This is a genomic window from Alcanivorax sp., from assembly GCF_051117345.1.
In the GTDB taxonomy this organism is placed as follows: domain Bacteria; phylum Pseudomonadota; class Gammaproteobacteria; order Pseudomonadales; family Alcanivoracaceae; genus Alcanivorax.
The window spans coordinates 1-10,010 of sequence record NZ_JBNPEC010000071.1 but is presented as its reverse complement, the minus strand read 5'-3'; the positions used below and the strand labels follow the sequence as shown (position 1 = coordinate 10,010).

Here is a 10,010-nt window from a genome sequence, read left to right as displayed (position 1 = left end):
CATATCCTGCGCATCCACGTAGGGCGGATTGGAGACAATCAGGTCATAAGGCCCATCCACCTGGGCCAGGCCATCGGAATGCAGGGCTCTCACCTGCCCTTCCAGGCCGTGCCGGCGAATATTGTCTTCACAGACGGCCAGGGCGTCTTCACTGATATCACTGCCGTCCACCCGGGCATGCTCAAACGCATAGGCACAAGCGATGGCTATACAGCCGCTGCCAGTACACAAATCCAGCACCGCATGGACCTGCTCCGGTTCGACCCAGGGAGTAAAGGATTGCTCGATCAGCTCCGCCAGCGGCGAGCGGGGGATCAGGACGCGCTCGTCCACGTAAAAGGGCAACCCGCAGAACCAGGCTTCATGAGTCAGGTAAGGCACCGGCACCCGGTCGTTCACCCGCCGATACAGCAAGCTCATGTAGTCACTGACTTCAGAAGGCAACAAGCGGGCATCAAGAATGCGCGGGTCGCTGTGCAGCGGCAGAGACAAGGTATGCATCAACAAGGCCAATGCCTCATCCCAGGGATCGTCATTGCCGTGGCCAAAGAAAACCTCACCCGCACGCAGGGCACTCTCGCCAAAACGCAGACAATCCCTGACCGTCTGCAGGGCGGTAACGGCTTCTTTCTGTTGTTGCGGGCTAATCACGGCATCCTCCTCAAGCAGGCGGCGAAGATTAGCACAGAATCCGCCATGAAAGCCTGCCAGACGGTAACTTGTTGTCCTGCAGGCAGGTGGCTCGTTATCCTGCAAATGACATCGTTTGGCGCCAATATCGGCATGCCCCAATCAAGTGCCATCATTTCAGCGACCACATAATTGCGTATAGAATGCCGATACGTTGTCTAGCAGGCTAAACCCTTGCGTGCTCAGTCATTCAGGATGGCTCGCAATCCAATACCCACCAAAAGCCGGTGCGATGAAAGGATAAGCATGACTGCAGTTACGGTGTCACAAGACGGCCCCTTCACCCTGGTGGATCTGAAAAACGGGACCCTGGTGGACATGCGCGTGGAACTGTCGATCTATCGGCAGCGACTGACTTTGTTCAACATGAATCGCCAGCGCAAACAACTTGCCATATACGTGGGGCGCATCTGCGGGCTGGACTTTACCGCCGCCCGTTACGCCTGTGGCGAAGACTTCGAGCAGATTACCGAAGCAAAGGTGCTGGTGCTGGAAAGCATACTCAACCGCACCTTTGCCAACATCATGCTGACCCTGAACAAGCCGCAATTTCCGGTCTACGTGTGTGGCAGCCTGGAACAGGCCAAGGCATGCCTTCAGGAAAAACACCCCCGGGGGGAACAGTGAACGCGATTTGGTTATTGAAAACCGAGCCTGACACCTTTTCCATTGATGACCTGCAGGCCAGCCCCAACGGCACCAGCGGCTGGGACGGCGTGCGCAATTACCAGGCTCGCAATCGCCTGCGCGACGAAATGCAAGAAGGCGATTTCGTGTTGATCTACCATTCCAGCTGCGCGCAACCCGCCATTGTCGGCGAGGCACGCGTGGTCAGCGCCCCCTATCCGGACCCAAGTCAGTTTGACGCCAACTCGGCAAGCTTCGACAACCGCAGCACCCGCGAACAACCGCGCTGGTATCAGGTGGATATCCGTTATCTGTGCACCTATCCGCAGCCCCTGTCACTGGCAACCCTCCGCCAGTACGCGGAGTTTGCAGATATGGAACTGGTTGTTCGTCCGCGACTATCGGTACAGAAAGTCACCGAACGCCAGTTCCAGAGGATTCAGCAACTCTGCATGCCGGAAAACGCCAGCGCCTGACCGGCAAGCGAACCAGTGCGGTGCACAGTGCTGCACCACCGCAATACCGCGCCTCAAAATCGCGCAGGAAGATACGAAAAAAGCACGACATCCCCCGATATACCCTCCTCGACCGGCTTGGCACAGCGGTTGCAATTGCCCCTTCATCACTATTCACGAATGGGGTTCATATCATGCCACAGCGCCGCTTACTCTGGTTTCCCTTACTGCTCCTCCCCGGGCTAGCCAGGGCAGATTCCCTCAGCGCCGTTGATACGGTCTGGATTGCCGTGGCCGCTGCCCTGGTGTTCTTCATGCAAGCGGGCTTCGCACTGCTGGAAAGCGGCCTGAGTCGCGCCAAGAATGCACTCAATGTGGTGATGAAAAACTACATGGATTTGTGCGTTGGTACCCTGGTGTTCTGGGGCGTAGGTTTTGGCCTGATGTTCGGGAGCAGCAGCACCGGCTGGTTTGGCGAAGACCAGTTCATGCTCAGCCACGCCGACGGCAGCACCTGGGCCATGCTGCTGTTCCAGATCATGTTTGCTGCCACCGCTGCCACGATCGCCTCAGGGGCCATGGCAGAGCGCACCCGTTACGTGGGCTACCTGTGTGGGGCCATTGTCATTACCGGGCTGATCTATCCGCTTTACGGCCACTGGGCCTGGAACAGTGAAGGCTGGCTGGCGCAACTGGGCTTTATTGATTTTGCCGGCTCCACGGTAGTGCACAGTATCGGCGGTTGGTGCGCCCTGGCCGGGGTGCTGGTGGTGGGCCCACGACTGGGTCGTTTCGACAGTCGCGGCCAGCCACGGCACATCCCCGGTCACAACCTGTCCTACGTGGCCCTGGGCGGCTTTATCCTCTGGTTCGGCTGGTTTGGTTTCAATGGCGGCTCCACCCTGGCTGCCAGCGTAGATATTGCCAAGGTGAATCTGAACACCCAGCTTGCCGCCGCCGCAGGTGCGGTGGGCAGCGTGATCTACCGCCTGGTCAGCCGCCGGCCCATTCTGTTGACGGAAACCGTCAACGGCAGCCTGGCCGGTCTGGTGGCGGTCACCGCCGGTTGCGCCGTGATGACTCCTGGTTTTGCTGTTCTCACCGGCCTGGTCGCCGGCGCGCTGGCGGCCTTCGGGGCGAGAATGTTGCTGGCGTTGCGTCTTGATGATGTGGTCGGCGCGGTGCCGGTGCATGCCTTCGCCGGTGCCTGGGGCACCCTGGCCGCTGGCCTGTTCTATGATGGAGACCTGTTCAACCCGGAACGGATTACCGTACAGCTGCTGGGCATCGTGGTGGCTTTTGGCTGGGCTTTTTTCACCGCCCTGGTGATGTACATGCTGGTATCCCTGCTTGCCGGCCTGCGGGCACCAGCCCTGCATGAGCAACGCGGCCTGGACCTGAGCGAGCATGCGGAAAGTGGCTACCCGGAGTTCCCCCAGAACACCCTTTACAACAGTGAACTGACCAGCCCGGCGGAGTCTCGTCCATGAGTCAGGAACTGCAACGTCGACGGCGCGCCATCGTCACCGGGCTGACGCCCTACATGAACGAACCTCTGCTGCTGGAGGCGATCAGCCTCTGGCAACACACCTATGCCGAACGCCCCCGCTTTTCCCTGCAGGGCTTTGTCAGTGAGCTGTGTCAGTTATTTGATCTGGGTGAGCGCCGGCACCAGATTCATATGAGCCTGGTGCAGGCCATGACCCTGTCGGAGCAGGAGCTGGCCGACGACCCGCTGGCCGGAAGCGATGAAAATCACGCTCAGGAACACCCCTGCAGCCAGGCTTTCGAGTTGATCATGCGCTCGCTATGGGAAGGCATCGGCGCCCGGGCCGCCAGCCAGTTACGCCTTGACCTGGCCGCCCAGCTGCGCAGCAACCAGGTCGGCGCGGAAATTCGACTGACCATGGAATACTGGCTGCAAGCCTCGCAACGGCCCCTGGCACCGCTGGCCCTGAATGCCCTGCGCGACCAGCTGAATCGGACCTATGTACTACTCTGCGAACGCCTTGGTCCGGTGGAAGCGGATCAGCAACTGAAAGCGGCTTACCAGAAAAGCCTGCGCATGGCGCCTGATCCGGCTGCCCTACGCCAACTGCTGTGACATTTTTCTGCCATTACAGCCATGTGACACCAGAGAGGATCAGGTAGTCTTGTAACCCTGTTCGCGCGTTGAGTCATGACAACAAGCCGATAGGGAAGACCATGAAGCTGCATCACCAGATCTTTATTGCCATGTTGGCCGGCGCTCTTGTCGGCAGCCTGACCGCTGAGACCAGCACCCTCTTCGGGGTACCGGTACTGGCCGGTTACGACCTGGTAGGCAGCCTGTTCATCAATGGCTTGAAAATGGTGGTGGTGCCCCTGATTGTCACCGCCATCATCAATGGCATGACCAGCGTCGGGGATGGCCAAAATCTGGGGCGCATGGGCCTGAAGACGGTGGCACTGTACATGACCACCACCGTGGTCGCGGTGCTGATCGGGCTGTTGACTGTCAATCTGTTCAGCCCCGGGGTCATCGACGGTCAACCGGCCCGGGACCTGCTTGGTCTGGCCAGCGACACTGAGGCGGTGCTGGCAGGGATCGAAGGTCGAGGCGCCGGGGATTTCACCCAAATCCTCATGCAGATGCTCCCTCCCAACCTGATTGCTGCCGCTGCCGATGGGCAGATGCTTGGCCTTATCGTGTTCGCCCTGTTGTTTGGCTATTTTCTACGCACCGAGCGCAATGATGCCGGCCGCAGTCTGCGTGATCTGATCGAGGGGATTTATCAGGTGGTGATGAAAATCACCATGCTGGTTATTCGTTTCACACCGCTGGGGGTGTTCGCCCTGATTGCCGCCACGGTGACCCGCACCGGCCTTGATGCCATCGAGCCGCTGGCCTGGTTTTTCGCTTCAGTGGTCGTTGCACTCACCCTGCATGCCTTTGTTTTCATGCCGGCATTGGTGTTTTTTCTGGCCCGCCGCTCGCCACTACGGCATATCCAGGCAATGACACCCGCCCTGCTCACCGCTTTTTCCTCGGCAAGCTCCGCCGCCACCCTGCCGCTGACAATGGAATGCGTGCAGAACCGGGCCGGGGTATCACAGCGAAGCAGCAGCTTCGTGCTGCCACTGGGGGCCACCGTGAACATGGACGGTACTGCACTCTATGAGTGCGTGGCCGCCATGTTTATCGCCCAGGCCTATGGCATGGACCTGTCGCTGGCGACACAATTCATGATCGTGATAACCGCAGTGCTTACGTCCATTGGCGTGGCCAGCATTCCTGCCGCCTCGCTGGTGGCGATCACCGTGATACTTGCCGCCATCGGCTTACCGGCAGAAGCCATCGGTTTGATTCTCGTCACCGACAGGCTGCTGGACATGTTCCGCACTGCTGTCAACGTATGGGGCGACAGTGTGGTCACCGTGTTGCTGGCTCGCAGCGAAGGGGAAGAACAGGTGCTACAGAGACCGGTAGCCGACGCAGAAAGAGCAGCGCAGGCGGTTAACGCCCACGCCGCCGGACAAGATCAGACTGACAGGTGATGGTCGCGATTGTCCCAGTCACGCTTGATGGCCACCACCGCACTGCCAACGATCGGCACCATGGCGGCAAACGCCAGCATGGCCGGGAACAGATTTTTCCCCTGATCGGCCAGACCGGCTACCATCAGCACGGTGAACATAACAGCCACAACCAGAGCGAAAATGTCTTTACTGATACAAGAGATAGTAGTCATGGGAAACGCTCCTCTTAAATTGTTTTAGTGAACAGATGTTAACTCACAAGAATAGAAAGTCAACACGTGTTCACTTTCAATGATTATTTTCCGGAGATCCCTTGAAAAATCAGCCTACCCTGCTTATCAGCAATGCCTGCTCCGAACTGGGTCAGGCCCTGGTCAGTGACGCTGCAGAGCGTTTTCGGGTGGCCCTGGCAGACGCTGACGGGCAGCTCGGAAACCAGCTTTGTGCCAACCTGCACGGCGATGGTCGAGAAGCCCTTTTTCTGGATTGTCTTCCCGGCAGTGCCCGCGACCGTCAACGGGGTGTCGAACGGGTGTTACGTCGCTGGCAACAGCTGGATACTGTGATCAACCTGCCCGCGCCACTGACACTGGGCCCTTTCGAGGCCACGCAGACATCACACTGGCAGCGGGTGCTGGATGAGCAACTGATGGATACGGTGAACCTTTGCCAGAGTGCGATCAGCGCCATGCACCGCCAGGAAGAAGGTGGCCGGATTCTCAATGTGGTGCCGGAATACGGCATCCTGGCAGGACCTCTGGCTAGCGCCCAGAGTGCTGCCAGCGCCGCCATCGTGGCCCTGGGAGAAAGCCTGCACAGTGAATTGCACAGTAGTGGCATCAGGGTGACCACCGTAGTGATCCCCTTGTATCAGGAACAGGCCAGCAACCTGTGGTCCACCGACCCGCTTAGCGACGCCCGTTTCCAGCGCAAGATTGCTCGCAGCCCGGTCACCCGAGAGGAGCTCAGCCAGCAAATCCTGAATGCCCTGGACAGTAATAACGCTCTGCACATCGCCTCCGGCTATACCCGGGCGAAATGGCGCCGCAAGCGCTGGTTCAGAAAGCGCTGGGAACGGGCACTGCGGGAGTTAGGGGCAAAGTATCGGCGTTAAGAGCGAAAGACTGGTTTCACCACAGAGGCCACAGGGGACACTGAGAAAGATCAACAGCCCTGCCCGTCCCTCGCCGCTTTTCACTGTGCCCGCGATAACATCGCAGTCATAGCCCGGTTTTCACTCAGTGTTCTCTGTGCCCTCTGTGGTAAAAACGATTCCAGCCACGTCAGGCAAACTGCTCCACGTACCGGAGCGTGTGCCGATAGTCACCCGCCAGGGCATCGTCGATTTTCGGCGCCACCAGATCCACCAGTTTCCTGCCCACCAGCGGAACCGATGAGGTGATTTCCACCTGGGTTTGCTGGATGGACTGGGTCTCACCGTCGGCACTGAGTCGCATGGTGCCACTGATTTTCAAGGGCACATTACCAAGCTGAAAGCGATAGCGAGCCTGATAGCAACCCGCCCGGCCGGTGGCTTGCCAGAGGAATTCCGTCAGCAGATCAGCCTGACTGGGCAGCAAACGTCGCGCAAATGACGGCACCTTGTCGGTGCGAATCTGTATCGGCTGAACGATTTGTATCAGCAGACCTTCGCCGGTCTCCTGGAAGGCCTGGAAACGGTAGTCATTTACCTTGCCCCATTCGAACCGTTGTTCGAAATAGGCCTTGCTGGTGAGAATCTCATAAAGCCGGTCCACGCCGACGGGAAATTCCCGGTCAACCATTACCTTCATGCTGTCTCCTGACCCGCCGGCGTCTGCTCAATCAATTTCAACAGGGGCGCCAGCTGGCGTTTCAAATCCGGCAATGCATTCACCACGACACGGGGCTTGCCTGCCCGCAACAGGGTGAGTGCCTGCTCTATAGTTATCGATGGCGCCGCCTGGGCGGTGGCCAGAAGCTCATCGGGGCCATCTCTGACCACCGCTCCGGGCCCGGCCAGGCGCGCCTTGCTCATCTGTTCGTCCAATACCGCTTGTACCTGGCGGGGCATCAGCCCGGTATGCGCAGTGGGCGTATGAATGACCACCGACAGCGGCAATTGCTGTGCCCTGCCACGAAATTGAAAAGCCAGTTTTTCGCTGACCTTCAACGTCCGCTCGACAAAACGCTGGGCACCATTGGCACCGGCACTGGGCAGCAGAATAGTAAACTGGGCCACGCTGCTTCTTGCCAGCGAGTCTTCCTTGCGTACCACTCCCCGCATCAACTGCGCCATTTTCATCAGCACCATATCGGTTCTGCGTTTACCGAGCTGTACGAAAAGTTGATTGAATTGGTAAATTTCCAGTTGCACAACCGACAGCGGAATCTGCTGGCGACTGGCCAGGGCCAGCTCCTGGCGCAGGCGATGCTGCAGATAGCGACGGTTACCCAATCGGGTGAGCGGATCAATCATGGCCTGGCGGGCCAGTTCCTTGCGCTCACGCTGGTAGTGGGCATGGGCACGAGCGCGGGCCAGCAGATCCGTGGAATTGAACGGTTTGCTGATAAAGTCAGTGCCGCCCAGACGCAGGGCTTCGCTGCGTGTTTCCTCGTCGTTCTCGGCACCGGTGACAATGATTACCGGCAGGCCGGCAATGCCGTCATCCTCACTGGTGCGGATTTTTTTCAGTAACGTAAAGCCGTCCATTTCCGGCATGGCCAGGTCGGAAAAAACCACGCTGATGGTCGGGTTATGGCAGATCATTTCCCAGGCTTCGACACCATTTTCCGCCACTTCCACACGAAATTCCCTACCCAGCATCTTGTCTGCGGCAAGACGCATCACCTTCGAGTCGTCGACAAACAGCAGTACCGGTTTGTTGTTGTTATCCATGTGGGTCCATTCCCTTTTTTACCACGGACAGCGCCCCTTTCGGGCCGGGCTCTCGCCCTCGCACGTACCCGTAAAGCCGGGAGTTACGCTGACAAAAATCCCCGCGCGCGATGGCAGGCAGATAGTGTTCGTTGAGAAGATGCCCGGGGCGGTCGGCCAGGCAATAGACGGTGCCGGCGGTACTGTCCAGATGGGAAAGAATGCCGATCTGCGCCAGATAATCACGCCCGTTGGCAAAGTGTTCCACATAGGGCACCGGGTGACCGGCCGCAAGCGTCAGTTGCGGATCGATTTCTAGGCTGTCAGCCACCCCACCGATACAATAGATTTCCAGCTTTTTAACCAGCTGCCGGGCGCTGGGGTGACGTAGCAGCTTGCGCACGATATAGCTGGCCACAATGGTGCCCTGAGAATGGCAGACCAGTACCACCTGATCATTATTTTCCAGCGCGTCCACCAGGATATTCAACGCCGGGCGCGACAACTTGCCATCCTTGCGCAGGGTGCGTGCGGTAATCGACTCGGCCACATCGCGGATCAGTCCCCAGGTAGGGGTATGGATCAGGTGTACCGGACGGCGAAAGAGCCGCGCAATCTCGCTGGCATTGAGTAACGCCACCGGACCCGCCGTGCCCATGCCATTGATGAAGAACCAACGCGAAGAGCGGGCTTCATGGGTGGTCCGGGGAGGATGGCAGACCAAGGTACCCTGACTGATGGATTCGCGGGTGGCGGGCACCAGCAACTGCAATAGCGACAGCAGAGCCTCACCGCGACTGGCGTAGGATGACCAGGCCAGTTCCGAGCGAATACCTGGCTCCCGGCCCAGCGGCAGGACCATGCGGGGAATATCCGCTGCATGGGTCAGGCTGAGGCGTAGATCACGACGGATGGCAGAACGGTTATCTACCAGACGGCGAAGCCATTGACGGGGACGGTGCAACATTGGGAAGCCCTGATACGGGGTGGCGACAAATTCGCTCTAATACGAAAGTTCCCCCGTACACTACGTCGAATTGCGGTATTTTGCTAGCAGCAATAACGGTAAGCGCCACAACTCAACCTGAGCCAAATCAGTAGCTTATTTGATCAACTTTGTGTAGAACCCGAACTTTCAACGCTGTCAGCGGCGACGTCTAACGAAAGGAATGTGCGATAAAAAAACAGGCCTGCCGTGCACAAAACGACAGACCTGACCAGGAGACCTTGTGATTCTCTCTATGGCGCTGCTTGTCTCAGACGAAGTACATCAGCAACCACTCGGCAACCAGTGCCGGTTTGTCCTCTCCTTCGATTTCCACCGTAAAGGCGAATTTCAACAACCACTGCCCTTCCCGCTTTTCTGTGGCATCCAGCAAGGTGGCCAACGCGCGAACCCGCTTACCCTGTTTTACCGGCGCCATGAATCGCAGTTTGTCGAAGCCGTAGTTCATGGCCATTTTCATGCCTTTGGGCATCAAGAAGCCATCAATGGAAGCTTGCAGATAAGGCAGCAGCGACAAGGTCAGATAACCGTGTGCAATGGTAGTGCCGAAAGGGGTGTTCCTGGCCTGATCCAGATCCACATGAATGAACTGATGGTCCAGGGTCGCGTCAGCAAAGGCGTCAATCCTGTCCTGATCTATCTGGAACCAGTCGGACGCTCCCAGTTCCGTGCCCACGTAATCGGTCAGCGAGGCTACCTCAACCACTTTCATCGTAACGCGCTCCTTGAATACATTTTTCCTGAAGCTTAGCGAGCCAGGGCAAGGCACTACATGACCCATTCAGGCTGTAGCCCGGACAGTTCTGGTGCTTTTGGTCAGTAAGCCGTTGATGTCTTCGTGAAAGGTATTGATTGC

The 10,010-nt window shown here is 58.3% G+C and carries 12 protein-coding genes; 6 read left to right on the top strand and 6 right to left on the bottom strand.

All coding sequences use genetic code 11. The features are described from left to right. On the bottom strand, nucleotides 1-651 hold a 651-nt coding region (gene prmB / locus ACFE0K_RS04485), incomplete at its 3' end, for a 50S ribosomal protein L3 N(5)-glutamine methyltransferase (RefSeq protein ID WP_434534922.1). Between the two features lie 285 nt (nucleotides 652-936). On the opposite strand from prmB, the gene ACFE0K_RS04480 reads away from it, so the two are divergent. From ACFE0K_RS04480 to ACFE0K_RS04460, 5 genes are all read left to right on the top strand, one after another. Further along, nucleotides 937-1,317: a DUF7793 family protein gene (locus tag ACFE0K_RS04480; protein ID WP_434534921.1), complete on the top strand. Its 381-nt coding sequence runs from the start codon at nucleotides 937-939 to the stop codon at nucleotides 1,315-1,317. Then, nucleotides 1,314-1,793: an EVE domain-containing protein gene (locus tag ACFE0K_RS04475; protein WP_434534920.1), complete on the top strand. Its 480-nt coding sequence runs from the start codon at nucleotides 1,314-1,316 to the stop codon at nucleotides 1,791-1,793. The genes ACFE0K_RS04480 and ACFE0K_RS04475 overlap by 4 nt, the downstream gene beginning before the upstream one ends. 173 nt (nucleotides 1,794-1,966) lie before the next feature. Then, nucleotides 1,967-3,262 (top strand): ammonium transporter, encoded by a 1,296-nt coding sequence (locus ACFE0K_RS04470; protein WP_434534919.1) that lies wholly within the window; start codon nucleotides 1,967-1,969, stop codon nucleotides 3,260-3,262. Then, entirely contained in the window at nucleotides 3,259-3,876 is a 618-nt protein-coding gene (locus ACFE0K_RS04465) for a hypothetical protein (RefSeq protein WP_434534918.1), read from the top strand. The genes ACFE0K_RS04470 and ACFE0K_RS04465 overlap by 4 nt, the downstream gene beginning before the upstream one ends. A 101-nt stretch (nucleotides 3,877-3,977) precedes the next feature. Then, nucleotides 3,978-5,309 carry a dicarboxylate/amino acid:cation symporter gene (locus ACFE0K_RS04460; protein WP_434534917.1) on the top strand — a complete coding sequence of 444 codons (1,332 nt, stop codon included), beginning with the start codon at nucleotides 3,978-3,980 and terminating at the stop codon, nucleotides 5,307-5,309. Here ACFE0K_RS04460 and ACFE0K_RS04455 read toward each other — a convergent pair. Continuing rightward, nucleotides 5,294-5,503 carry a hypothetical protein gene (locus tag ACFE0K_RS04455; protein ID WP_434534916.1) on the bottom strand — a complete coding sequence of 70 codons (210 nt, stop codon included), beginning with the start codon at nucleotides 5,501-5,503 and terminating at the stop codon, nucleotides 5,294-5,296. The genes ACFE0K_RS04460 and ACFE0K_RS04455 overlap by 16 nt on opposite strands. 101 nt (nucleotides 5,504-5,604) lie before the next feature. Between ACFE0K_RS04455 and ACFE0K_RS04450 the strand changes: the two genes are divergently transcribed. Continuing rightward, nucleotides 5,605-6,405: an SDR family NAD(P)-dependent oxidoreductase gene (locus tag ACFE0K_RS04450; RefSeq protein ID WP_434534915.1), complete on the top strand. Its 801-nt coding sequence runs from the start codon at nucleotides 5,605-5,607 to the stop codon at nucleotides 6,403-6,405. Between the two features lie 169 nt (nucleotides 6,406-6,574). Here ACFE0K_RS04450 and ACFE0K_RS04445 read toward each other — a convergent pair whose 3' ends face one another. The 4 genes from ACFE0K_RS04445 to ACFE0K_RS04430 all read right to left on the bottom strand — a co-directional run bounded on the left by ACFE0K_RS04445 (nucleotide 6,575) and on the right by ACFE0K_RS04430 (nucleotide 9,866). After that, entirely contained in the window at nucleotides 6,575-7,084 is a 510-nt protein-coding gene (locus ACFE0K_RS04445; RefSeq protein WP_434534914.1) for a DUF2505 domain-containing protein, read from the bottom strand. After that, nucleotides 7,081-8,169 carry a GGDEF domain-containing response regulator gene (locus ACFE0K_RS04440; RefSeq protein ID WP_434534913.1) on the bottom strand — a complete coding sequence of 363 codons (1,089 nt, stop codon included), beginning with the start codon at nucleotides 8,167-8,169 and terminating at the stop codon, nucleotides 7,081-7,083. The genes ACFE0K_RS04445 and ACFE0K_RS04440 overlap by 4 nt, the downstream gene beginning before the upstream one ends. Then, nucleotides 8,162-9,115 (bottom strand): hypothetical protein, encoded by a 954-nt coding sequence (locus ACFE0K_RS04435; protein ID WP_434534912.1) that lies wholly within the window; start codon nucleotides 9,113-9,115, stop codon nucleotides 8,162-8,164. The genes ACFE0K_RS04440 and ACFE0K_RS04435 overlap by 8 nt, the downstream gene beginning before the upstream one ends. A 289-nt stretch (nucleotides 9,116-9,404) precedes the next feature. Next, nucleotides 9,405-9,866: a MaoC family dehydratase gene (locus ACFE0K_RS04430; protein WP_434534911.1), complete on the bottom strand. Its 462-nt coding sequence runs from the start codon at nucleotides 9,864-9,866 to the stop codon at nucleotides 9,405-9,407. Nucleotides 9,867-10,010 lie beyond the last annotated feature (144 nt).